General features: G+C 30.0%; 31 protein-coding genes and 2 pseudogenes. 23 read left to right on the top strand and 10 right to left on the bottom strand.

What is annotated here, in order from left to right:
• The 10 genes from Q9968_RS00615 to Q9968_RS00570 all read left to right on the top strand — a co-directional run bounded on the left by Q9968_RS00615 (position 1) and on the right by Q9968_RS00570 (position 8,366).
• The gene (locus Q9968_RS00615) at positions 1-351 is read left to right on the top strand and encodes a nascent polypeptide-associated complex protein (RefSeq protein ID WP_305512433.1); all 351 of its coding nucleotides are present in this window, start codon (positions 1-3) and stop codon (positions 349-351) included.
• A 5-nt stretch (positions 352-356) separates the two neighbouring features.
• Positions 357-1,100 (top strand): metallophosphoesterase, encoded by a 744-nt coding sequence (locus tag Q9968_RS00610; protein ID WP_305512432.1) that lies wholly within the window; start codon positions 357-359, stop codon positions 1,098-1,100.
• 67 nt (positions 1,101-1,167) lie between these two features.
• Positions 1,168-2,193 (top strand): Zc3h12a-like ribonuclease, encoded by a 1,026-nt coding sequence (locus Q9968_RS00605; RefSeq protein ID WP_305512430.1) that lies wholly within the window; start codon positions 1,168-1,170, stop codon positions 2,191-2,193.
• Complete coding sequence (locus Q9968_RS00600; protein ID WP_305512427.1) at positions 2,186-3,388, top strand: hypothetical protein; 1,203 nt, start codon at positions 2,186-2,188, stop codon at positions 3,386-3,388. Before Q9968_RS00605 ends, Q9968_RS00600 begins: the two co-directional genes overlap by 8 nt.
• Before the next feature lie 22 nt (positions 3,389-3,410).
• Positions 3,411-3,818 carry a hypothetical protein gene (locus Q9968_RS00595; protein WP_305512425.1) on the top strand — a complete coding sequence of 136 codons (408 nt, stop codon included), beginning with the start codon at positions 3,411-3,413 and terminating at the stop codon, positions 3,816-3,818.
• A gap of 15 nt (positions 3,819-3,833) precedes the next feature.
• Positions 3,834-5,057 (top strand): bifunctional ornithine acetyltransferase/N-acetylglutamate synthase, encoded by a 1,224-nt coding sequence (gene argJ, locus Q9968_RS00590; RefSeq protein ID WP_305512423.1) that lies wholly within the window; start codon positions 3,834-3,836, stop codon positions 5,055-5,057.
• Between the two features lie 312 nt (positions 5,058-5,369).
• Positions 5,370-5,972: a class I SAM-dependent methyltransferase gene (locus tag Q9968_RS00585; protein ID WP_305512421.1), complete on the top strand. Its 603-nt coding sequence runs from the start codon at positions 5,370-5,372 to the stop codon at positions 5,970-5,972.
• Between the two features lie 179 nt (positions 5,973-6,151).
• The gene (locus Q9968_RS00580) at positions 6,152-6,640 is read left to right on the top strand and encodes a class I SAM-dependent methyltransferase (protein ID WP_305512419.1); all 489 of its coding nucleotides are present in this window, start codon (positions 6,152-6,154) and stop codon (positions 6,638-6,640) included.
• A gap of 6 nt (positions 6,641-6,646) precedes the next feature.
• Entirely contained in the window at positions 6,647-7,357 is a 711-nt protein-coding gene (locus Q9968_RS00575; protein ID WP_305512416.1) for a 2-C-methyl-D-erythritol 4-phosphate cytidylyltransferase, read from the top strand.
• Positions 7,344-8,366 (top strand): alcohol dehydrogenase catalytic domain-containing protein, encoded by a 1,023-nt coding sequence (locus Q9968_RS00570; RefSeq protein ID WP_342765928.1) that lies wholly within the window; start codon positions 7,344-7,346, stop codon positions 8,364-8,366. The genes Q9968_RS00575 and Q9968_RS00570 overlap by 14 nt, the downstream gene beginning before the upstream one ends.
• Position 8,367: 1 nt before the next feature.
• Here the strand turns inward: Q9968_RS00570 and Q9968_RS00565 are convergent, their stop codons facing one another.
• Both Q9968_RS00565 and Q9968_RS00560 read right to left on the bottom strand, forming a co-directional pair.
• Positions 8,368-8,892, bottom strand: coding sequence for a hypothetical protein (locus Q9968_RS00565; protein ID WP_305512412.1), 525 nt, complete (start codon positions 8,890-8,892; stop codon positions 8,368-8,370).
• Positions 8,893-9,418: 526 nt separating this feature from the next.
• Positions 9,419-9,556, bottom strand: coding sequence for a hypothetical protein (locus Q9968_RS00560; protein WP_305512409.1), 138 nt, complete (start codon positions 9,554-9,556; stop codon positions 9,419-9,421).
• Positions 9,557-9,758: 202 nt separating this feature from the next.
• Here Q9968_RS00560 and Q9968_RS00555 point away from each other — a divergent pair, with 202 nt between their 5' ends.
• Complete coding sequence (locus tag Q9968_RS00555; RefSeq protein ID WP_305512403.1) at positions 9,759-10,085, top strand: hypothetical protein; 327 nt, start codon at positions 9,759-9,761, stop codon at positions 10,083-10,085.
• Here Q9968_RS00555 and Q9968_RS00550 read toward each other — a convergent pair.
• The gene (locus Q9968_RS00550; RefSeq protein ID WP_305512401.1) at positions 10,080-10,244 is read right to left on the bottom strand and encodes a hypothetical protein; all 165 of its coding nucleotides are present in this window, start codon (positions 10,242-10,244) and stop codon (positions 10,080-10,082) included. The genes Q9968_RS00555 and Q9968_RS00550 overlap by 6 nt on opposite strands.
• Before the next feature lie 49 nt (positions 10,245-10,293).
• On the opposite strand from Q9968_RS00550, the gene Q9968_RS00545 reads away from it, so the two are divergent.
• The 4 genes from Q9968_RS00545 to Q9968_RS00530 all read left to right on the top strand — a co-directional run bounded on the left by Q9968_RS00545 (position 10,294) and on the right by Q9968_RS00530 (position 12,598).
• Positions 10,294-10,509 (top strand): hypothetical protein, encoded by a 216-nt coding sequence (locus Q9968_RS00545; protein ID WP_305512399.1) that lies wholly within the window; start codon positions 10,294-10,296, stop codon positions 10,507-10,509.
• 197 nt (positions 10,510-10,706) lie between these two features.
• Complete coding sequence (locus Q9968_RS00540) at positions 10,707-11,612, top strand: SAP domain-containing protein (RefSeq protein WP_305512398.1); 906 nt, start codon at positions 10,707-10,709, stop codon at positions 11,610-11,612.
• 2 nt (positions 11,613-11,614) lie between these two features.
• Complete coding sequence (locus Q9968_RS00535) at positions 11,615-12,202, top strand: DUF998 domain-containing protein (protein WP_305512396.1); 588 nt, start codon at positions 11,615-11,617, stop codon at positions 12,200-12,202.
• A 147-nt stretch (positions 12,203-12,349) separates the two neighbouring features.
• The gene (locus Q9968_RS00530) at positions 12,350-12,598 is read left to right on the top strand and encodes a hypothetical protein (protein ID WP_305512395.1); all 249 of its coding nucleotides are present in this window, start codon (positions 12,350-12,352) and stop codon (positions 12,596-12,598) included.
• A gap of 13 nt (positions 12,599-12,611) precedes the next feature.
• Here the strand turns inward: Q9968_RS00530 and Q9968_RS00525 are convergent, their stop codons facing one another.
• Positions 12,612-13,118, bottom strand: a complete 507-nt coding sequence (locus Q9968_RS00525) for a reductive dehalogenase domain-containing protein (protein WP_305512393.1) — start codon at positions 13,116-13,118, stop codon at positions 12,612-12,614.
• Positions 13,084-13,287, bottom strand: a complete 204-nt coding sequence (locus tag Q9968_RS00520; RefSeq protein ID WP_305512391.1) for a hypothetical protein — start codon at positions 13,285-13,287, stop codon at positions 13,084-13,086. The genes Q9968_RS00525 and Q9968_RS00520 overlap by 35 nt, the downstream gene beginning before the upstream one ends.
• 62 nt (positions 13,288-13,349) lie before the next feature.
• Here Q9968_RS00520 and argB point away from each other — a divergent pair, with 62 nt between their 5' ends.
• The 4 genes and pseudogenes from argB to Q9968_RS00500 all read left to right on the top strand — a co-directional run bounded on the left by argB (position 13,350) and on the right by Q9968_RS00500 (position 17,209).
• Positions 13,350-14,210 (top strand): acetylglutamate kinase, encoded by an 861-nt coding sequence (gene argB, locus Q9968_RS00515; protein ID WP_305512389.1) that lies wholly within the window; start codon positions 13,350-13,352, stop codon positions 14,208-14,210.
• 1,299 nt (positions 14,211-15,509) lie between these two features.
• A pseudogene (locus Q9968_RS00510) lies at positions 15,510-15,926 on the top strand (TetR/AcrR family transcriptional regulator); the annotation flags it as partial.
• 177 nt (positions 15,927-16,103) lie between these two features.
• Entirely contained in the window at positions 16,104-16,658 is a 555-nt protein-coding gene (locus Q9968_RS00505; RefSeq protein WP_305512387.1) for an ECF transporter S component, read from the top strand.
• The gene (locus Q9968_RS00500; RefSeq protein WP_305512385.1) at positions 16,655-17,209 is read left to right on the top strand and encodes an isoprenylcysteine carboxylmethyltransferase family protein; all 555 of its coding nucleotides are present in this window, start codon (positions 16,655-16,657) and stop codon (positions 17,207-17,209) included. The genes Q9968_RS00505 and Q9968_RS00500 overlap by 4 nt, the downstream gene beginning before the upstream one ends.
• Before the next feature lie 206 nt (positions 17,210-17,415).
• Here the strand turns inward: Q9968_RS00500 and Q9968_RS00495 are convergent, their stop codons facing one another.
• The gene (locus tag Q9968_RS00495; protein WP_305512383.1) at positions 17,416-17,880 is read right to left on the bottom strand and encodes a HEAT repeat domain-containing protein; all 465 of its coding nucleotides are present in this window, start codon (positions 17,878-17,880) and stop codon (positions 17,416-17,418) included.
• Positions 17,881-18,049: 169 nt separating this feature from the next.
• On the opposite strand from Q9968_RS00495, the gene aksF reads away from it, so the two are divergent.
• Together aksF and Q9968_RS00485 are read left to right on the top strand one after the other, a co-directional pair.
• Entirely contained in the window at positions 18,050-19,039 is a 990-nt protein-coding gene (aksF, locus tag Q9968_RS00490) for a homoisocitrate dehydrogenase (RefSeq protein ID WP_305512381.1), read from the top strand.
• The gene (locus Q9968_RS00485; protein ID WP_305512380.1) at positions 19,039-20,508 is read left to right on the top strand and encodes a class I adenylate-forming enzyme family protein; all 1,470 of its coding nucleotides are present in this window, start codon (positions 19,039-19,041) and stop codon (positions 20,506-20,508) included. The genes aksF and Q9968_RS00485 overlap by 1 nt, the downstream gene beginning before the upstream one ends.
• A 13-nt stretch (positions 20,509-20,521) precedes the next feature.
• On the opposite strand, the gene Q9968_RS00480 is transcribed toward Q9968_RS00485, so the two are convergent.
• The 4 genes and pseudogenes from Q9968_RS00480 to Q9968_RS09640 all read right to left on the bottom strand — a co-directional run bounded on the left by Q9968_RS00480 (position 20,522) and on the right by Q9968_RS09640 (position 22,389).
• Positions 20,522-21,169 carry a hypothetical protein gene (locus tag Q9968_RS00480; RefSeq protein ID WP_305512378.1) on the bottom strand — a complete coding sequence of 216 codons (648 nt, stop codon included), beginning with the start codon at positions 21,167-21,169 and terminating at the stop codon, positions 20,522-20,524.
• A 2-nt stretch (positions 21,170-21,171) separates the two neighbouring features.
• The gene (locus tag Q9968_RS00475; protein ID WP_305512376.1) at positions 21,172-21,309 is read right to left on the bottom strand and encodes a hypothetical protein; all 138 of its coding nucleotides are present in this window, start codon (positions 21,307-21,309) and stop codon (positions 21,172-21,174) included.
• The gene (locus tag Q9968_RS00470) at positions 21,306-21,830 is read right to left on the bottom strand and encodes a TIGR00730 family Rossman fold protein (RefSeq protein ID WP_305512374.1); all 525 of its coding nucleotides are present in this window, start codon (positions 21,828-21,830) and stop codon (positions 21,306-21,308) included. Before Q9968_RS00470 ends, Q9968_RS00475 begins: the two co-directional genes overlap by 4 nt.
• Positions 21,831-21,839: 9 nt before the next feature.
• Positions 21,840-22,389: pseudogene (locus Q9968_RS09640) on the bottom strand (DUF2115 domain-containing protein).
• Positions 22,390-22,468: 79 nt separating this feature from the next.
• Between Q9968_RS09640 and Q9968_RS00455 the strand changes: the two are divergent.
• Both Q9968_RS00455 and Q9968_RS00450 read left to right on the top strand, forming a co-directional pair.
• Positions 22,469-23,113, top strand: a complete 645-nt coding sequence (locus Q9968_RS00455; RefSeq protein ID WP_305512368.1) for a hypothetical protein — start codon at positions 22,469-22,471, stop codon at positions 23,111-23,113.
• A 41-nt stretch (positions 23,114-23,154) separates the two neighbouring features.
• The gene (locus tag Q9968_RS00450) at positions 23,155-23,622 is read left to right on the top strand and encodes a hypothetical protein (protein ID WP_305512366.1); all 468 of its coding nucleotides are present in this window, start codon (positions 23,155-23,157) and stop codon (positions 23,620-23,622) included.
• Positions 23,623-23,716 lie beyond the last annotated feature (94 nt).

The raw sequence follows: 23,716 nt of genomic DNA, 5'->3' as shown, positions 1-23,716 counted from the left end.
ATGATACCAGGTATGAACAAAAAACAAATGAAACAAATGGAAAGACAAATGAGAAAAATGGGTATGAAAATGGAGGATCTTCCAGGTGCTATTGAGGTCATTATCCGTTTTGAAGATAAGGAATTAATTATTGACAATCCTAATGTAAGTTTAATGAATGTAATGGGACAAGAAACTTATCAGATTGATGGTAAAGCTCGTGAAGTTGAATTAGAATATAAAATTGAAATTCCTGATGAAGATATTGAGATGGTAGCCAATAGTGCTAATGTGTCCCAAGATGAAGCAAGAGAGGCTCTTGAAGAATGCAAAGGGGACTTGGCTGAAGCTATTATGAAATTAAACCAATAGATAATATGATAGTAATTGCCCATATTTCTGATTTGCATATATCCAAGGATTCATTTGACGAAAAAGTATTTATGGATGCTGTAACTGAAATCAATCATCTACGGCCAGACATGATTATTTTAACTGGAGATATTACAGATAATGGTTATTATAAGGAGTATCAGCAAGCAACTAAATATTTGGCAATGTTTGATGCTCCATTATTTGCAGTTCCAGGAAACCATGATGCCCGTAATTTAGGTTATCAGACTTTTGAAGAGCTAATCGGTGAGAAAAGTTGGAAATTAACTATGGATGATGATTTTACTGTAATGGGCATTGACAGCAGTTCTCCTGATGAGAATAGTGGTCATATTGGAACGCCTCAGCATATGTGGTTGGAACATCAATTAGATGAATGCGTAATTAATGAGAAATTTTCTATAGTGGCATTACATCATCATGTTGTCTCGATTCCTAAAACCGGCCGTGAACGTAATGTTTTATCCGATGCAGGGGATATATTAAAAACTTTAACAACTCATGAGGTAGATTTAGTTTTATCCGGTCACAAACATGTGCCTAATGTTTGGAAGATAAACAATACTGTGATTGTAAATGCAGGTTCACTATGTTCTACTAAACTCAGAGGTAAAAATAAAAATTCATACAATGTTTACAATATTACAGAAGACGAAATCGAAATTTTCCTTAATGAAGTTAGTGGTGAAAAATTATTATTTGGAAAGTATCCAAGAAATGCAATATAAATTAAATTTAAATATTGAATAAAATAAATATAACAAACTGAATTAAATTAATTGTTTAGGTGATATTATGAAAGTGGTCGTTGATGCTTCTAATGTAGCTCATAATGTTAAAAATGAAAACGGACAACCTCAAATGGCTAATATTCTTGCTGTAGTAAAAGCATTAGAAGAAAGTGAAGATGAATTTGTAATTATTGCCGATGCATCATTACGTCATGATATTGATGATAAAGAAAAATTCTTAAAGTTATTGGAAAGTGAAAATGTGGAAGAGGTTCCCTCTGGAAATGATGCAGACCATTTCATATTAGAAATTGCTACTCGTGAAAAAGCAAAAGTATTGTCAAATGATAAATTCAGAGATTATGCTGCTGAATTTAGGAATATTTCATCAATTAGAATACCTTTCACTATTGATAACGGCAGACTCACCTTTGGAAAACCAAAAAAACCTAAAAAGGATAGGAACATATTACAACATATTTGTGATGAAATCATTAAAGAATTAAACTTCAAAAAATGGGAAATTTACACTGGTAAAGAAGGTTTGGAGATTTCTCCATTAAATATTGCTAAACAATCAATTATACGTATTGATAATGAAAATAATACAGAATCTAGGCTGGAGAATATTTTTGCAAAAATACCAATGTTTAATAAAATTGTAGAAATGGTTGATGATGTTGAAATAGCAGCTCCATATGTGATTTTTGTATTGGTTCATCCTAAAGATTATAAAATCGCTGTTAAAAATGCAGGAAACATTTCTGTTACTGTTGCAGATAGATTAGGGCTTGAGAAAAAACCTTTAATCGCTGTGCGTAATGATTTATTTACAAAACCCGGCACTTTTGAATTGAATATTTTATTAGCAGATGAGGTTACAGAAACCTCTCCATATAACATATTGATTCGCGTAAGTGAAAATGATGAAGTTTTCATTAAAAGAAATTCAAGAAATATTGCAAGCACTATTGCCGGAAGACTTGGATCTTGGAAATTCCCTTTTGTTTCTGTAAAACCAGATATGCTTTTAGAAAAACCGGGGGATTTTGAAATTGAGCTGGAAAAAGGAGGTAATTTAGATGGTTAATTTATTAACCAAATCAATTATCAAATCCGCTGCTAAACTCACTCCAATTGCTATTGGAACTAAGTTTTTCCCAACAAATTCTTTAGAAACAGAATATGTGGAGTTATTTAATTATACTCAAACCATTCTTTTTGAACTTGAAAAAGCAGAAATTACCTCAGATACTATTTTACAAAATCTTGTTCGTGATGTCGGTGCTGAAAATCTTCCAGACAATTATACATTTCATGAATTAAAACCTGCAGAAAATAAAATCGAAGAATATGCATTAGTGAGCAACATTATCATGGGAAGTGATCGCTACTTTTACATTGAACTTCCACATCCTTCCCGTTTAATTGACATTTTTGTTAAGATTATTGAAAATGAGAAGGGTGAAATTGTGGAAAAAACAGCAACGGAACTTGTTGCAAGAATGTTAAGTAAAAATGATGCAATACGTGTAGCTATTGAATTAATCGGCATTGGATTATCAGAAGGAATTCAGGTAATATCCGCTGTTGGAATGACTGGTGCTGCTTCAATAGAACGTGCAATTCACTATACTCAAAATGTTGGAAGTTTTCCAGGTATTGCGTTTACAAAATTAGGTGGGGAATATGCATTGGTATTTGATTCGCCTTTCTTACTTAAAGAATCCCGGCCAGTAGATTTGGAAAATTACTTATTCATCGATTTAATTGATTCTACTAAATTCATCAGTAAAAATGGTAGGAACCGATTGGTTGAGCTGATGACTGGCATTAAAAATTTCATTGAAACAGAATGTGATGGGGAAGTAGAGGGTTATCGTGAAGGTGGGGATGATTTTATTGCAAGATTCCCATCAAAAGATTTAGCAATCCGTGCGGGACTTGATGCAGCTTGGTTTGCATTAGATAATGGTGCTAAAATTAGAGCAGGGATAGGAAGAAGTAGACGTGAAGCTGGTGAAAGAGCTCAACTGGTTGATGATTTAGAATCAACTTCTCCATTATCATTAGTTGTTTTTGAGTTAGCTAATGGATTATATGCTTATAATATTCCATCTGAATTTACAAGAACTTTAATCAATTTAGTTGAAAATGAAAAACCAAAATTAATTGGTGTATTTCTATTTGTGTTTATATTTGCTTACTTATTGTCAATTTTAGGATTAGGAATGTTTAGTTTTATTGGTATTATTCTAGCATTGTTATATGCTTTTGTAGCTTAAATTAAATTTAATATGAGATAATATGAGACGAAAAAAAGAGAATAAAAGGGTATTGCGATCAGGCAATGGTCGCCAGCAAACTTCTGGAGGAAAACTAAGAAGGAATAAAAGTAATACTCGTCAATTTGCTCCGGTTAGACAACATAGTGATAGGGGAAATAGACATAAAAGAAAAACTAACATGTCTCTTGTTTTAATCATGATTATTGCATTGATTGCATTTGTTATCGGTGCTGGAATGGGTGTCTCCTTAAGTTTTGATGATAATGGTGATGCGGATGGACCTCATTTTAAAAATGTTACTAAAGAAATGACAAATAATTTAAATGATACTGATGAGGTTTATTATGATAAAACATTGGATAGTGTTGATTTCAACGAAAATAACACCTCCCCAATGATTAATCAGTATCAAACTAGTGAGAACTAACTTTTTGTGATATTTATGAATTTTATTAAAGAGCTAGATGGCGGATTTTCAGTAATTGAAAATCTAAAGGTATCCGGGGCTCGTGAAGGTAAATATGGCGTCAGTATTATTTTTTGTCCAAACAGTACTGCTTCAGCGGTTTTTACTTCAAATAAAGTAGTTGCGGCTCCTGTTGATTATACTAGAAATGTTTTAAAAAAAGGTATCGTTTCTGCTGTTTTTGTTAATAGTGGCAATGCTAATTGTTTTACAGGAAAACAGGGTTTTAAAGATTGTGAAACATTAGTTGAATTGGTGGCGAAAGATTTGAAATTGCCTAAAGATGAAATAGCTATTTCATCAACTGGAGTTATTGGCCGTGAAATGCCAATTGATATAATTTCTAAAGTTGCTTATGAATCCTTATCTAAATTAGGAAGCAATCCTGAAAATTCTCTAGCCGCTGCAAAAGCTATAATGACAACTGATACTTTTCCTAAAGAATGTGCCGTTGAAGTTACTTTAAAAACAGGTGAAAAAGTTAAAATCGCCGGAATCACTAAAGGAAGCGGAATGATTGCCCCTAATATGGGCACCATGTTGTCTTTTATTGTAACTGATGGAGTAATTGCTTCAGAAGATATTAAAAAAGCTTTAAAAACCTCAGCTGATATCAGTTTTAACATGATTGTTGTTGATGGGGATGAAAGCACTAATGATACTTGTTTAATGATGGCTAACGGCCAATCAGGTGTTGATATTGTTCGCGATGGCGAAATCGATTCAAATTTCCAGGAAGCTTTAAATTATTTATGCATTGATTTGGCTCGTAAAATGGCTCGTGATGGAGAAGGAGCTACTAAATTTATTGAAGCTAATGTAGTGGGCGCTAGAGATGATGAAGATGCACGTCTGGCAGCAAAATCAATTATTTCTTCGAATTTATTTAAATCTGCAGTATTTGGTGGAGATCCTAATTGGGGGAGAATTGTTTCTGCAATTGGATATTCTGGATGTGATTTAAACCCGGATATTGTAACAATAGCCATTGCTGATGGGGAAGATGAGGTTAACTTAGTTAAAAAAGGCGAAATATTAGCTTTTGAAGATACTCCTTATCTCAAAAGGGCTGAAAAGATAATGCAGTCAAAAAATATCAGGGTTAATATTGAGATGTATTTGGGCAATGGTGAAGCTACTGCCTGGGGCTGTGACTTAACATATGATTATGTTAAAATTAATGCAGAATATACCACTTAAAGAAAAGATTTAAATATATTTAAAACTAAATATTTTTTTGTTATAGATTTAATTCTAATACTGTAATTAATAAATTTTTAAGGAGGGGAAAATATGGCAAAAATTAAAGGAACTAACAAAAGAACCAGACAAAAAAGAAGTTATACTAAACCTGGTAGTAAAAGAGGGAGAGGAGTTAAACAAACTTGGAAAAAATAATCCTCTTATAACTTTTTTTTCTTATTATTAACTATTTTTAAGTGTTATTTATATTATTTCATATTGACAATAATTATATACTATTTTTTTCAAATCTATTATTCTAGGTGATAAATGATGATGCTAGAAAATGGACATAGGGCTCATGGATTTTCAAGTGCTAATTTTTTAGATTCCGATGAAATTATCAGGGAATTAAATTTAACTGGTGACGAAGTATTCATGGATGCCGGTTGTGGTGATGGTCATAATGCAATTAAGATAATTGAAGATTATAATCATAAAGGAACTGTTTATGCAGTAGATATTTATGATGCTTCAATTGAGGATATGGAAACATATAAAAAAGAGAATAATGTTGAAAATTTAATCAATATTGAAGCGAATATCACTGAAGGCATTCCCGGAGTTGAAGACGGATCAATTGATGTTGTTTTAATGGTTAATGTATTCCATGGATTTAAAGCTTCAAGAAAACTTGATGAAGTGGTTTCTGAATTAAATAGAATAATTAAAAATGACGGCAAGATTGCAATCATGGATTATAAAGCATGGGATGTTCCAAATGGCCCTCCTACAAAATTCAGATCTTCACCTGAGGATCTGGAAAAATTGTTCTTAAATCACGGGCTTAAAAAGAGTTATTTAAACGAAGAAATTGGTGAGGACATTCCTGAAGGCAAATCTCACTTTTTAATCATGTTTGAAAAGGAATGATTTTTTTAATTGAGAGTTTGAAACTCTCTTAAAACTTTTTTTATTTATTGAAAATCATTAAATACTATTTTTTAAAGATTATTAGTTAGGTGTAATTATGCAACATATACATCATGGTAAATCAAGTGCAAAATTTTTCAATGCTAATGATATTTTAGATGAATTAGAACTCAAAGATAATGATATTTTTAGATGTTGGTTGTGGTGAAGGTTATATTTCTATAAAAGCAGCAAGGGAATATCTTTCAAAAGGAGTTGTTTATGCAGTTGATTCTCATGTTGGATCAATTATGAGTTTAGAGGATTATATTCAAGAATATGATATTAAAAATATAATCAGCATAGAATCTGACATTATTAATGTTTCAGATATCGATGAGGAGTCTATTGATGTTGTTTTAATGGTTAATGTATTCCATGGATTTAAAGCATCTGGTGAGATGGACGAGGTTATTGAAATTCTAAAAAAACTTATCAAATCTGGAGGAAGGATTGTTATTGTTGATTTCAAAGCTATTGAAATGTCTATGGGTCCTCCAGTTGAAATTAGAAGTTCTCCTGAAGAGTTAGAAAACTTATTTTTAAATCATGGTCTTAAAAGGAGTCATTTAAACGAAAATATAGGTAATGAAAACTCTCATTATCTAATAATATTTGAAAAGGAGTAGAATTTCATGATTTTTGCAGCAATTTTGGCAGGTGGGATAGGTTCAAGAATGGGAGGTATGGATACTCCTAAACAATTCTTGACATTAGGAAATAAACCAGTTATTATTCATACCATTGAAAAATTTGTAATAAATAAGAATATTGATAAAACCATTGTGCTAATACCGAAAAAATTTATAAATCACACAAATGATTTGATTAAAGAGTATATTGGTGAAAATGAGGATATTATAGTTATTAAAGGTGGGGAAACAAGAAATGATACCATAATGAATAGCATTAAATATATTGAGGAAAATTTCGGTATTGATGATGAATCCATTATCATTACTCATGATTCAGTACGTCCTTTTGTAACCCATAGGATTATTAATGATAATATTGATGCTGCTAGAAAATATGGTGCTTGCGATACTGTTGTTCCGGCAACCGACACTATCGTTGAAAGTGTAAATGGTGAAACTATTGAAAGCATTCCTGTGAGGGATTATTATTACCAAGGCCAAACTCCACAGAGCTTCAATATAAAGAAACTTTTTAACTTGATTAATAGTTTAACAGAAGCTGAAACTAATATTCTCACTGATGCATGTAAAATATTCACACTTAAGGAAGAAGATGTACATCTAGTTAAGGGTGAACAGACAAATATTAAAATTACATATCCCTATGATTTAAAATTAGCAAATACAATACTTGAGGATGGAAATGATTAATGTTAGTTATAGATTGAAATCTCCAAAATTCTTTGAAGAGGATATTGATGAAATGGAACTTGATGGTGTAATAGTAAGGCCAACATATCTATCAATTTGTCAAGCAGACCAAAGATACTATCAAGGTTTAAGGCCTATTGAGGTTTTAGAAAAAAAATTGCCAATGGCTCTAATTCATGAAGGAATTGGTGAGGTAGTATTTGACTGTTCAAGCAATTTCAATGTTGGAGATAAGGTTGTAATGATTCCAAACACACCTCAGGGTGAAGATGTTTGCAGGGCTAATTATTCATATAAATCCAAATTTAGAGGGAGTGGTTTTGATGGATTCACATCAGATTTAGTTAAATTAGAACCTGATCGTCTTGTTAAATTGCCCGATGATTTTAATATGCATGTTTCTGCATTCATTGAATTGATGAGTGTAGCTTATCAAGGAATAACTAAGTTTTCAGAAATTGCAATTACTCCAAAAGAGGTTTTAGGAGTTTGGGGCGATGGCAATTTGGGTTTTATTACAGCATTATTTTTAAAAGAGAAATTTCCAGAATCTAAAATAATGGTTTTTGGAAAGCATTTGGAAAACTTAAATTCATTCTCCTTTGCAGATGCAATTTACCAGATACATAATGTTCCTCAGGGTTTAGTAATTGATCATGCCTTTGAATGTGTTGGTTCAAGTGCTTCTCAATCAGCTATTGATCAAATCATTGACTTAATCAATCCTCAAGGAACTATAAACTTATTTGGCGTTAGTGAATATCCAGTACCAATTAATACAAGAATGGTTTTAGAAAAAGGATTGACTATTCAGGGAAACAGTAGATCTGATAGGGAAGACTTTGTTGGAGTTGTTAAAACTCTCGAACAAAATTCTCAACTATTTGAATATCTAGAAAAGCTGATAACTAATATTTGCGAAATAAACACGTTAGATGACTTAAAAGATGCATTTAACAAAGATTATATTTCACGCTTTGGTAAAACTATTTTAAAATGGAATAAATAATTCATTGGATTTGATTAAGTATTTTCAATGTTTCCAGTCTAAAATAATTCCTTTCATTTTTTTTACACATCACTGGAAGTATCCGAACAACATCAATATCGTCGCTTTCAAGAGGAATATTGTTTTTAAGTTTATCCTTAACGGTTTCAAGGATGATATGGCATGGATCGAATTTGGAACATGCAAGTTTGATTGTAAATTCAGCTTCTGAAGTTATCTCAATCTCTTTAACACTTACCTCAATGTCATGGTGACATAATAAGTAAATTGCAACATGTTTGTGGTGTTTTTCATATAAACTTTCAGCAAATCCTACATATTTTGCTAGTTCTTCTTCGTCAAAGTCGTTTAACTGAAATTCAAAATCAATAAAATCCCCGTCTTCTGTTGTAAAGATGTCTCCTCCAGGATGGACATTATCATCAAGTTTTTTTATCTCACAAGGGGTTGGGCATTTAATAGGCCTTTCGTCTTTAAACGATTCTTTGATTATTTTTGTTCTTAAAATAAAATCTTTCTTATTCATTTTTAACCTTCTTAAATTTGAATTTGTATTTTCTATTTTGGTTTTAATCTTTTATAAATTTGTAAGTTATGAATTGAAGCAATTTTACAAGGTTAAATCAATATTAATAATGATGACGCCCTAGAAGATATCAATTACTTATCATTTGCTCTCGCTTAACATTTTATTAAATCAAAAAATTAAAGTGTTAAGTAGGAATGACGAGCTACTAGAAAATATTTTTATAACAAACAACTATTCGCACAACATGAAAGGTGAATATGTCAGTAATGGAGAAATATTATGAATTCTATGCTATGAACCTTCAAGAGTTACTTGAAGAGGCATAAAAAGATGAATCCGACAACCTGAAATGGGAATATCTCCGTGTAAAACATAAACTGCTCAAATGCTGGCAATACCTATTGGACAATTATTCCTTGCGCACTGTCAGAATTCATATGTCTGTCGTTTCAAAATTCTATTGACAGCATAACGTGCATTAGCTATTGTCTTATTGATTGCTGGTGGAAGTGTATCTGGCAAGTCAAGGTCCAGTGTTGATCCCATCAGTTCTGGGTTGTCTTTCAGATTCTACCCAATAACTGCACTTGGTGTTATACTGTTCCACACGGTTATTCAATAATCTGGTTTTAATGTAATCATCAATTCCCATAATAATCATTTCAAAATTATCTTTATTATATAAAACAAATAATAAACCTACTGAAATATCAGATCTTTAGCCATAAATTTAATTAACCAACCAACTAAAATATGGTATAGAAATGTTGAGAGAGAAAAAATATATTTTACTGATATTTTGGTGGATATAATGATGATTAAGTTTTAATATTCCTTTAAATAAAAATTAACAAGGTGGTAATTTGGATTATGAATCAATAATTAGTGAAAAGTTTCCCAATTGTAATGTAGAGGTTATTCAACCTGATTTTTTAGAACTTGAAATGCTTGTAGAATACATCTCCGATGACATTATAGTTTATAATCCTCATTCTATATTGGTGTATAGACATTTATTTAGATTTTTAGTGAATGTAGGTGAAAAATGTAAGATTTATTATCTTGAAGGTTTTTCAGATGAAGATTTAAAAACAATACATGCAGGTCTTTTAAAATCCACATGGGAGAGTGATACAAAAATAAATTTACATAAAAATTCTAATCCGGATAAAGAGATTTTAGGATTATAACTGGAAAAATTCATCACAATATTCACAATAATAATTATATTCGCTTTCACAGCAGTTTCCAATTATTATTTCGCCTTTCATCGATTCAATAGCTAGGTCATCTGAGCTGTCATGAAATACTTTTTTCAGTTGTCTTTCACATTTTGGGCATCGTATCATATACTTATTTTATTAATTATAAATTTTAAATATAATTATGGGTGTTATAATGCTTATTAATTTAGGTGCCGAGTTTGGCACACATTTGGAATCAAGTGAAATTGCAATGGAATTAATCAATATTTTAAATAAAATTGATGATGATGATTTTATAATTGATTTTAAAGATGTTTTATTCGTTACTATGAATTTTGCACAGGCATATTATGGCGGTAAACTAGAATCTCCTAAAAAATATCTGAAATCAATTTATCTGATGAAGTAAGTGTTGTTATGGGAGCTGCTGATGAAGCATGTAATCCATAAATCCTACATCTTGATAGATTGTAGGATTTTATAAGCAAAATATTAAATTAATTAAAAGCAATATCTTTAATTGATAATGTTTTTAGGATATGCTTCCATAATTGGAAGCTGATTTCTATAGCTAGTAATCACTAGCAAAATAAGAAAGGTGTTTATGTGAATGAACAAAAATTAGAGATATTTAATGTTTTAAATTTTTTAAATAAGGGTTATGAACTTGTAGATATTTTAAGCGAAGGTCAATTTGGAACCTTTTCATCAGCCGAAGAATGTGTTCATTATTTAATTGATGAGGGTTATTTTGAAAAAGAAAGGTCTGCTGATGGAGGGGAAGAAGTAACTGCCGATGAGGTATCTAAAAAATACACTGTTGCCGAGTTAAAGGATATTTTAAGAGAAAATGATTTGAAAGTTTCAGGTAAAAAACAAGAATTAGTAGAGAGGGCTTTGCCTGTTTTAAATACTGGTAAAGATGAACCTGTAATGTTTAATTTAAAGTTCACAAATAAAGCCAGGGAGTTTTTAAAAGAAAATGAATGGATTGATTTATACATGTTTGCCCTTGTATGTTTCCGCTTTGAAGATTATGAAAATTATGTTAACCAATCATCCTGGGGAAATGTCGAAACCGCTTTAAAATTCTGTGATGAAATTATATCAAGAGCATTGGTGCGCAATCAATTTACAGTATTTATCGATACATTATATGCTAAAGCCCATGTTTATGCATATGATGGTGATTACGAGTCCTTCATTGATTATTATTTGCAACGTTTTATATTAGGTTTAAACCCAATGGTTATGGATGAAATAACTTTTGAAGATTATGAGTTTATTAATGAAACAAGCATTGCTAATTTAAGATTGGTTTTAGAAAAACTTGAAATTGGCAGTTTAAAGAAAAGATTTGATAGGATATGGGATAAATCCCATATTAAACATGTTAATGTGCCTAAAAAATCTGCATTTAAAACATTGAAAAAGGCACTTGATGGTGCAGATATTGAGGAGCTTAACCTTAAATTAAATGAAAGATTTATTAATAATAATTATGGAATTTAAAAATGAAAGATAAAGTTGCTGGAATTGTATTTTTAATAGGAAGTTTGTACTATATTATTGTTGAAGCTGTTTCTGCAACTTTTTTCAATGCTTCTTTTATTAATGCTTATATTTTCCATACTATTTCAGAACTTGGAATCCCAAATGCAAATTCACCTTTATTTTGGTTAATGGATTCGGCTTTTATTTTAATTGGTTTGACATTATTGTCTGGTAATTTTTATAAGTTTAAAGATTTCATTATTAAAAATAAAACTATTTTTTATATTTTTACATTAATCACATCTATCGGAGTCATTATTGTTGGATTAATCCATGGAGGCAATCCCTTAACGTCAGGTTATCACACATTTGGAGCTGTGATGGCAATTTTAGGTGGAAATATGTTGCTTGTTTTAATTTCCAGATCTATGGATGATTTTGGTGTTTTTCAAAAAATAACTATATGTTTGGGAATCATTGGTTTAATTGTTTTTTGGATAATGTTTTTCAGCATGAATAGTATTTACATGCCAGTTTATGAGAGACTTTCAGTTTATACATTAATAATTTGGAGTTTCACGGCTGGAATTTATCTTCTCAGAAATTAAATTATGAGTTGATAATTTAATAGGGTATAATCAGTTTATTTAAAGTTATTTTTAAAATTTTGTGCCGCATCCTTATTTTGACTATACTCCCTTAGAATTATAAAAATTTAAATACTTTATAAATAAATTTACAATTAAGGTGATAAAATGGTTAATTTAGATAAATCTGTTGAAGAAGAAATTTTGGCAATTGTTGAAAAATACCAAAAAGACGAAACAAGACTTTTAAACTACCTTATAATTGATGATATGGTTACATTTTTCTCACCTATCTCAAATGGTAGTCAAATTACAGCAGAAGACTTACAAAAAGTCGCTGATATACTAAATGGGACATTTGAAGGAATGGAAATTGTAAACCAAGAGTACAGATTCAAATTCAAATGCGGATTATAGAGGTATTTTTCCTCTATTCTTTTTTCAAATATTCTTTTGTGAGTTTACATTCGCTCATACATTTTGTACAGCCTGAACCTGCCTTAAATTGATTCATAATATACTTGCTGCATTTTTCAATATCAATTATATCGTCGCGACTTAATCTGTCATTCCATTTTTGAGGATTTATTGCTCCGACGGGGCAAGCTTCCTGACAATTTGTGCAATCATCACATTCTGAGTCAGTAATTGCCTTTCCAAATTCTAAAGGCATATCAGTTAAGATAGCTCCAAGAGCAACTGCCGAACCATATTCTGGAGTTACAAAAAGTGCAGATCTTCCAATCCACCCAAGACCAGATTTAGTAGCAATGGTTTTATAAGGTAAGATACTTAGTAATTTTTTCATATCACATTCGTTGCGTGTCATTGTTAGAGCAAAAGCATCATATCCAATATTTTTAATATATTCTTCCCCTTTAAGAGCAATTTCAGTTAATTTGTCAATGGCTATGAAAACACTTCCAATATTTTTCATAATTTTCATCTTCGATTGATTCAATTGTTTTTTTAGGCAATTTTAAAACAATACTTATTCCATTAGGCAAATCAATAAATTCGCTAGCTAATCCATTAACATCAGCAAAACCAACTTTGCTTGCACCTAATTGGATAAGATATTCTTGAATATTATTGGGCTCAGACATAATACTGAATATAATTTAAAAATATATAAACCTTTAAATTAAATAGTTAATGTAGTGATAAAATGAAGGACATTGATGTTTTAATCGAAGCTTTACCTTATATTAAAAAATTTCATGATAAAAAAATTTTAATCAAATATGGCGGACATGCAATGGTAGATGATGAAGCAAAGTCCTCCACAGCTCGCGATACTGTTTTACTTAAATATGTTGGAATGAAACCATTAATTGTACATGGCGGAGGTCCAGAAATCTCAAGATCCATGGATAAATTAGGAAAAGAACCAAAATTCATCAAAGGATTAAGAATAACTGATGAAGAAACCATGGAAATTATTGAAATGGTGTTAGTTGGAAAAATTTCAACAGAAATTGTATCTGAACTTATTAAACATGATGGTGATGCAATTAGTTTATCTGGAAAAGATTCAAGTTTAATATATGCTCATAAGAAAGGAGCCAGTAAAATAGATGAAGAAATTATTGATTTAGGTCTTGTTGGGGAAGTAGATGAAGTTAACTCTAAATTACTTGAAATGTTTTTAGATAATGATTATATTCCTGTAATTTCTCCTGTGGGCATTGCAAAAGATGGAACAAGCCTTAATTTAAATGCAGATACTGCAGCAGGCGAAGTCGCAAGTGCAGTTAATGCTGAAAAGTTGATTATTTTAACTGATGTTCCAGGGGTTTTAAGAGATCCTAATGACCCATCTTCATTAATTAGAAAAATTAAAATTTCAGAAGTTCCGGATTTAATTGAAAAGGGAGTTATTAGTGGGGGGATGATTCCAAAAGTAGAAACTTGTGTAAAAGCTATTGAAAATGGTGTCAAATCTTGCCATATTATTGATGGACGAAAAAAACACTCTTTACTTTTAGAAATATTCACGACAAATGGTATAGGAACCATGATTTTTTAGTTGTCCACTAAAATCATGGCGAAAATCAATTTTAAAGAGTTTTAAACTAATTGATATTTAAAATTGAAATTCATTCCTTGCTTCATGAAAGTACTGAAAATATTAATTCTCTAAACCTATAAATTATGAAAATTCCCATATAATAAGGATATTGCCCAATATGCACTAAAAATTTAACCTTGTAGAATCCCTTCTAAAAAACTTGTATGGCTCTGTAAATGTTATATAATACATTTTTGAGTTTTGTTTCTTTATTCTGTAGTCTTGTATTTCTACTAAAATTAACGCCATTAAATCCTTCTTTTTATCACGGAAATTACGCTTTCAAAATTCATTCTTCGTGCATAGACATCATGCCAGAAGGATTGTAGCGCTATTTAATCTATAATGTCCGGTTGTCGCACCTTTTTTTTAATGGTATTTGGTCGAATGTTCCTACTTCTTCATTTTATGCATTTTTCTTATTTCTTCGGAAATCATATGCTTTGTCTGCTAGTATGTAATGGGGGTTTGTATGGTATTAATTGTCTAATTGAAGGTAATGTTAATTGTGTATCGTGTTTTGGACTTTTATTTGCTGCGTAATTTAGGATCATTCGTGTGTCAACATTGATTGCAATATTGGTTTTTAATGTAGCTTTTTTAGTGATTTGCCTCTACATAATGATTGCCTGTAATCACAGGAAATACTTTGGAAAAATCCATGTGGAATAGTTATAGGTTAATTCAACAAAATTTAACAGCATATTTTTCATGTTTAGCAATGGAAAATAGTTTTTCTTCTTGAGTTTCATTGTTAATTTTAAGTCCAAAATTCGAAAGGTTTAACTGTCTTGAATTCAAATAATAATATGGAGAATATTTTATTTTTCTGTACATATTAATATATATTCTCCATTTTACTATATATAGTTATTTATCGCATTATTTGGATAATAATAAGTTATATTTCAAGTGTAAAAAAATTAAAGCAATTAAATCGCCTAAAATCAAAATCTAAGTATTTTTTGAAAATTTTTTTGCTAAGTACATGTTCACGTGAAAAATAATAATGAATGAAAAACATGTTAAAATTAAAAATAAAGAATTTATATGACTTATTTAGACGAAACAACTAAATAAATTCGATATTACCATAAATTTTGATATGGTTTCTACAAGGTTATAAATATATTTAATAAGATATAATATGATTAACTAAATAATCATTGGTGGTTTTTTGACAGATTTTATTAGAAAAACCTCTGAAGAAAGAATTAAAGAGATATTGGATGCAGCTCTTAAAGTTTTTTAAAAAAAGGATATTCAAACACTACAATGGAGGATATTATTAATGAAACTTCTCTTTCTAAAGGAGGATTTTATTATTATTTTAATAATAAAGAAGATATTTTTTTAATGATTCTTGAAGAGGATACTAAAAATAACATTGATTTTATTAATAATTTAAATTTAAAAGGATCGAATAAGGAAATTTTAGATTCATTTGTATTTAACGTTTTAGAGATTATTAATAATGTTCAAGAAGAAAATAAGATATATCCAATGTTTTTACTAGAGGCTATGTCCAATCCTAAATTTAAAGAATTTTCTTCAAAAACTCAAAAAAAATATTTGGACATTATAGTTGATAAGTTGTATTTGTCATTATTTGAGGTTGACAAAGCAATCCTTAAGAAAAAATCAGCTTTTTATCTGATATTTTTCATTCAATAAAGTTATATTCAACAATTTTTAATAAAAATGAGTCTTTTGAAGAGAACAATAAATTACTTCAAGAATTTTTTCAATTAATTCTTTCAGAATTTTATTAAAATGCCAATATTTAAATACTATAATAATAAATTATTCATAATAAGTATTAACCGACGATATCGTCTACTTGGTGATTTTATGAATAAAAATAAAAAGTGGTCAACACATGATATAATGATAACAGCAATGTTATCTATTGCATTGGGTGTTTTATACATTCCATTAACTTATTTTGCAGGATGGTCAACGAATTTTCCATTTTTAGACATATATTTAACTGGAACATACTATTTTCCCATAGTTATGGTGGGATATTTAATTAGAAAAAAAGGATCTGCACTTTTTGCAGCAGTCATAATATTTTTAATCCAAATACCATTCACGCCATATGGAGTTTTAATGCTTTATTTTGCATTATTGCTAGGTTTACCTATTGAAATAATGTTTATCATAAAAAAATACAATAATCTAAAATTATGGTATATTATGTTAATTGGGGGAATAGTAGGTATTTTAGGATCTATTAATCGTTATTTTGTAATCGGTCTGGGAGTTGTATCGATTCCTCTTCTCATATACTATTTCACCATTTCTTTTGTCTGTGGTTCAATTTGGGGAGGAGCTCTTGCTAAATTTTTAAGTGATAAAATTTTAAAAACAGGAGTACTTCATAAAAATTGGGAGGAAGAATGATTTTTTATACTGCATGGTACTTTAGCACCATATATCTCTTAGGAATGTTTGCAATCTACTTAAAATTTCCTAAAGAGTCCTGGAAACGCTTTTTTGGAGGATCAAAATCAGATTATACAAAAGATAATAATAAGGTTATTAATTCCCTCAAATTTTCAATAATAACCTTATCATGGTGGGGGATAATAATTTATTCATTTTTTGTCCCTGTGGATTATGAATCCTCATTGTTTTATTTAGGTGCATTTATTTTCATATTAAATATGATAATCTATGAAATTTCTTTATTTAATTATGCAAGCACTCCTGTGGGCAAACCTGTTCAAAAAGGAGTTTATAAAATATCAAGAAATCCTCAGTATATTAGTGATTTTTTCATATGGATAGGTGTTGGTATTATGTGTTCTTCATATTTAATAATAATACTTAAAATAATCGGATGCGTAATACAGCATTGGACTATTGTTGAAGAGGAGCATTTTTGTTTGGAAAAATACGGTGAAGAATATAAAGAATATCTTGATAGAACACCAAGATATTTATTCTTTTAGCATTCTCTTTTTTTTCATTTTTTGAGCTTTAATAGAATATGGGATGTCTTTAATTTATAAACGGTTCATTTAATGTTCAAAATGGGTGAAATATAAATTAATCTAGTTATCCCTTTCAAATTAAAAAAATAAATAGGGCAATGTTCAATAAATAATTATAAATTAACCATTAAATACAAGTGAAAAGTAAAAAATAAATAAAAAATTTATTTATTTATTGATTCAATCGCACTTTGTGCTCCTTTCCTTACAAAACCACTTTCATCAGCAAGTAATTTTTCAAGTGCAGGAATAGCTTTTTCATTGCCTAAGTTTCCAAGTGCCCAAGCAGCTGCTCCTCTTATTCTCCAATTTTCATCATTTAATATTTCAATTAACGGATCAACAGCTGGTTCGCCCATTCTTGAAAGTGAAGTTGATGCTTCTCTTCTAACCAATTTATTGTTATCGTTTAAAGTTTCAATTAAAGCAGGAATTGCTTTAGAATTATTAATTGCACCAAGCAATATTGCTGCATTTAATCTAATTTGTTTTTTTCTACTGGATAATGCATCAATTAATGGGTCAACTGCTTCATCAGCTCTTAATTCTAATTCTCCCATTGCATCTTCAATAACAAATTCGTCATCATCATTTAATAATTGAATTAAATCGTCAATACTTCTTTCCATTTTTATCCCTCTTTTTCAATAAGATATTTAACTACTTTTTACATGTAATTAATATCCTTTATATTCCATATAGTATAAAAGTATTTCGATATTATACGAACAAAATTTATAAATGCATAAATACTATAAATATAAATTATTAATATACAAAAAATTTTAAGGGAGTTAAATGTATAACATAGCAGTAATTGGTGGAGATGGAATAGGTCAAGAAGTTATGAGCTCATGTGAATACTTGCTTGACAAATTAGATTTGGAATTCAGTTTCAAATATGGAAAAGCAGGTTTTGAGTGTTTTAACAAAATAGGAACAACATTGCCTAAAGAAACAATAAAAATAGCAAATAAAAGTGATGCGGTACTATTTGGAGCATCAACATCAACACCCAGACAACCGAGCCCTATTATAAACTTGAGAAAAGCATTAAACGTATATGCAAATATAAGACCTATAAAATCATACAAGGGTGTTAATTGCATATGCGACGATATTGATTTTGTTATTGTAAGAGAAAACACAGAAGGATTATATTCACAAGTGGAATACGGTGATGAGAATAAAATGATTGCTGAACGCCATATTACAAGACACGCTTCTGAGAGAATCTCAAAAGTAGCATTTAACTTATGTATCAAAAGGGAAGAGAAAAAGGTTACCTGTGTTCACAAAAGCAATGTGCTTAAAAAAACAGATGGCGTTTTTAAGGAATCCTTCTATAAAATAGCTGAAGAGTATCCGCAAATCAAAACTGAAGACTGCTATGTTGATGCAATGGCGATGTATTTGGTAACTCAACCTCAAAATTTTGACGTAATTGTTTCAAGTAACTTATTTGGAGATATATTATCTGATGAAGGTGCAGGACTTGTTGGAGGACTAGGTCTAGCACCTTCTGGAAATATTGGAGATCATAATGGATTATTTGAACCAGTACATGGTTCCGCACCAGATATTGCAGGAAAAAATATAGCAAATCCATGTTCAATGATACTGTCTGCTTCCATGATGCTTGATTACTTAGGAGAATGGGACATATCAAATAACATAAAACATGCCGTTGAAAAAGTAATGTCAGACTGTAAAATTAGAACTCCTGATTTAGGTGGAGATTCTTCTACAATGGATGTAACAAAAGCAATTGTTAAGGAGCTGACATAATGTTGAACATTACTACTTTTTTGGATGCAAACTCAAAAAGACTGGATAAAAATGTATTGTACAACCCCACAAGTGGTGAAAAATACACTTCAGGAGAAATATTATCAATAATTTCTGAAATTGGAAGGAATTTAAAAGAATCAGGAATCGAAAAAGGGGATCGTGTTTTAATTTACTTAAATAACTCAGAAAAATACTTGTTTTCATTATTTGCAATATGGAGAATTGGAGCTATTGCCATTCCAACAAATCGTATTTTCACCACTTCTGAACTTAACTATATTGTAAGTGACTCTAAAGCCAAATTAATGATTACTGATGAAAAAGCAAAGGATATGATTAATATAACAACATATGTTCCGGAAAACATAAGTGATTTTAAAAAATGTGATGTGCTTGAAGCGGAAAATACTGATTGGGATGATTTATGCCAATTGCAATACACTTCAGGCACTACTGGTCAACCTAAAGGTGCAATGTTAACTCATGGAAATTATTTTACTGCAATTCACAATGAATGTGACGTATTAACATTAAAACAAGATGATGTTTATTTGGGAATTTATCCGATGGCGCATGTTGGTCTTTCATGGTCAATAGCCGCTTTAAGAGCCGCAGCATATTACATTTTAATGGAACAATTTAACATTGACGAATACCTTGATTTATGCAAAAAAGAAAAAGTAACAGTTTTGACTGGAATGCCTCCTGTAATACACTCTTTAACTACAATGGACAAACGTGAAGAGTTAAAAACTGTTCGTGAAATCATCTCAGGTGGAGGGCCATTACATAAAAAGATCTGGAAAGATTTCCATGAAACTTATGCAGTACCAATTATAAATGCTTATGGATTATCTGAAACAATAGTAATAGGAACAGGAACTGTCATTAGACCTGAAGATTATCGTGAAGCAGATAGATTTGAAAGTGTAGGTCATCCGGTTTGTTTTTCAGAAGTTAAAATTGTAGATGAACACAATAGTGATAAAATCCTTCCACAATATGAACAAGGGGAAATTGCACTTAGAGGTCCTGCAATTGCAAAAGGATACTGGGGAAATGAAGAAAAAACTAAATCCTCATTTTTAGAAGATGGATGGTTTTTAACTGGAGATATTGGATACCTTGATGAAGATAATCGTTTATTCATTACCGATCGTAAAAAAGATATGATTGTAATGAGTGGATGGAAAATTTATCCAACGGAAGTTGAAGAAGTATTAATTAAATATCCTGAAGTTAAAGAAATAGCTATTTTTAGCATAAATGATTGTCACAGAGGAGAACTCCCAGTAGCCGCTGTTGTATGGGAGGGGGAAGCTGATGATGAAGGTTTAATTAATTTTGCTCGTGAAAACTTATCCCGATATAAAGTTCCAAGAAAAATATTTGCACTTGACGAACTTCCAAGAGTGAATGGGTGGAAATTACTTAGAAGAGAATTAAGAAAAATATTTAAAGAGTAATTATTATTCAAATCTATTTTAAAACAACAGATTCATCAATCATTTCAATTAAAATTTTGTTAATTGGATTTTTAAGTGATAACGGATGTTCTTTTTGATATTCCTCTCTAAATGGCATGATTCTAAAACTAGACATGCATTGATCAGTTGACCTGAGTGCAAAATAAGCTTTATAATCACCATCAATAATGTTTATTATAAGTCCAACATCTTCAAGGCGGTCATGCCCAGCAATACCTTCTTCTCCATAAACCTTGAACTTTTTAACGCCATCTGCGGTTATCAAAGCATATTCTATTAAATATTCATATTCATCTTCATCAAGGTCATAATCATCATATTCTATTATTTCAGCACAATCTTCATCTGGGACAATTAAATTGGATGCACAGTAACCTAAGGAAATATAAATTCCATCAAGATCAAGGGCTTTAGATATAATGTCAAAATATAGGTTATCCAAGGGTTGTGATTTATATCTGTTTCCTAAAACTTCAGGAATGGTATGTGTCAAGCCGCCTTCTTCAATGACAGTGCAGTAAAAGTGTTCTTCACCGAGATAACCTGCCGTTATAGCTTTTTCTATTGTTTTTTTAATATCAATATTATTGGCATTTTCTAACTTTCTAGTTAATTTTAAAGTTTCTTCATCACTTATCATTGTTAGCACCCTTTTTTAAATTTTCTAGGCATTGCTGTATTCAATACATCAGCTTCAAATCCAAGAAAACCTGTTAACCTTAATGCAGGTAAACTTTCTTCTAAATGAGTATCGGCAACATTTATCATCTTATCAGTCATAATATATCGAATATTTCTTCAATGGTATTAGCTACTTTGAATATCTCTTCCTGTTTGTATAAAAATCCTTTTTCACCCAGTTCATCAAGCATTTCAAGCATTTTATCATAGAAATGATTAATATTGAATACAATTATCTCTTTGTTGTGTTGTTTTAATTTACGGAGGGTTATTATTTCAAAAAATTCATCTAATGTACCAATTCCTCCAGGAGATATGATAAATGCATCAGAATGTTCTAAAAACTTTTGTTTTCTCTCTTCCATTGTGTCAACATAAAGGAGTTCACTGCATTTTTCACATAACGGTTCAAACTCCCAAATCCATGTTGGAGCAATTCCAATCGATTTTCCATTATTGTCCTGAACTCCTTTCACACATGCTCCCATTACTCCTGTGTCTCCACCACCAAAAACGAGAGTATGTCCTTTTTTAGCCAATTGACAACCTAATTTGTAATTTTCATTGGTGTAAACCGTATCTATAATTCTACTTCCAGATCCATATAAGCAAATATTCATCTAATCACTTTAATTTTCAGGTGTTTGTTCTGCAAGGCATAAATGACAAATCGCATTGGTATTGTCTTTCTGATTATCTTTAACGGGACATAGAAATTTCCCACCTTTTTTTTCAACAAATAAACTTCCGGGAAATTCACTTCCAACTGGATGTATCGGCTCTTCTAAAATAAAAGTTGTGTACAATGCTGTAATGACATAAATTAATGGAAATTTATCTTTTTTGTTATTTGACAATCTTTCTTTTCAAAAGTTCTTTTAAGCATTGGAAAGGAATCATCAAAAGATTTTTTATCAATTGTTGAATCGGTGTAATCTTCTTTTTCTTGACTTCTTTCATACGCATGATAAAATATTTTATGTATACTTTCAGATATTTTTCACGGTAATTGGCCTGAACATATTCACCATCTTTTCTCATATGTGCTGTAGCCATCATTAAATCTTGAACTGAGATAATACGGGCGTATTTTTTAAGAATTGTCATTAATTCTGATTTTTTAACTTTATCATTTTTAGATAATTCTTTAAGTTCAATCAATATGCTTTCAGCTTTCATATGATTATTTATAAAATTTATTATATTTAATAAAAACTATTAATTACTTAAACATATACTAATAGGTAGGAGTTTAAAAATGATTGGCGGTTTTATTGAAATTTCAAAAGAAGATATTGAAAATGTTGAAAATGCTTTAAAAGTAAATAGCGGTTATAAATTAAAAAATTCTAAGTTTAATGTCAAAACATTTGAAAAGGCTCAAGACATCATCATAATTCAATATGTGGATAATGTTGAAAATGAGCTAGTTTTCAATACGCGGGAGAAAAATGCCAAATATTATATTACAGACACTTTCGATTTATTTATGGAGAACATTATAACAGGCAATGCTTCAAGGGATGTTTTCCAATCTGTAAGCAGCTATTTTTATGAGGTAATTGAAAATAATGATAAAGATTTCACTAAAGAAAAAGAAGAGCTGATTAACTTTTTACTCCTTACAGAGGATTACTCTAAAGATTTCCTTGAACTTAATTTAGACCAGGATAAAATCCTCAGCGATTATCAAGATGACCATGATAAGATTTATGCTGATGAATCATTAAACAGAGTTCAAAAGAGTTTGGCCTTAAAAGAACTTGTTCATATGTCAATTTGTCAGGTTGTTGATGATATTGATTTATTTTTTACAAGACCTTCTAATTTAACTCCAGAAGAAATTGCTGAGAAAAACAAACAAGAAGCTGAAGCATTAGAAAAAGAGATGCAATTGTCATAAATATTAAATAATATGTGTTACTATAATTAATTGTTGATTATATGATTAATATTACTCGTAATGAAGAAGTTGTTTTAAATCAGATAAAAATTTTCAATATTGAATATCCTGATGGAATTCCACTTAAACTACTTAAATCGGAATTGGGATTTCATGAATATGATTTAGTTCAGATTCTCGAAGAACTCCAGGATAAGGATTTAATTATTTTTAAAAATAATAAGGCTAGTTTATCTGAGAGTGAAAAGCAAATCAACACTGTTAATTCTAAAAAAGACTTAGAAGAATTGGAATTAAACCAAAAAGAGAAAGATTCATATAAATTAATTAAACATTTGGTTAATGAAAAAAATCTTATTTCCAAATATACTTTAGAGGGTCATTTATTATATGGAGATTTACAACTCACTAATTTTAGAATGTACCATATTATATTGTCTTTTCAGAATAAAGGGCTTTTAAAAACTATTAATAGGGATGATGGAGAATATTATTTGCTTGTCGAATAATATTTTTTACACAATTTTTATTATTTAAGTATTATTATTTTACATTTTCATCATAATATTTATATAAGTTAAAATGTAATATATAGTATAATAA

Source organism: Methanobrevibacter sp. V14, assembly GCF_963082475.1.
Lineage (GTDB): Archaea > Methanobacteriota > Methanobacteria > Methanobacteriales > Methanobacteriaceae > Methanocatella.
This window is presented reverse-complemented; position numbering and strand designations above follow the sequence as displayed.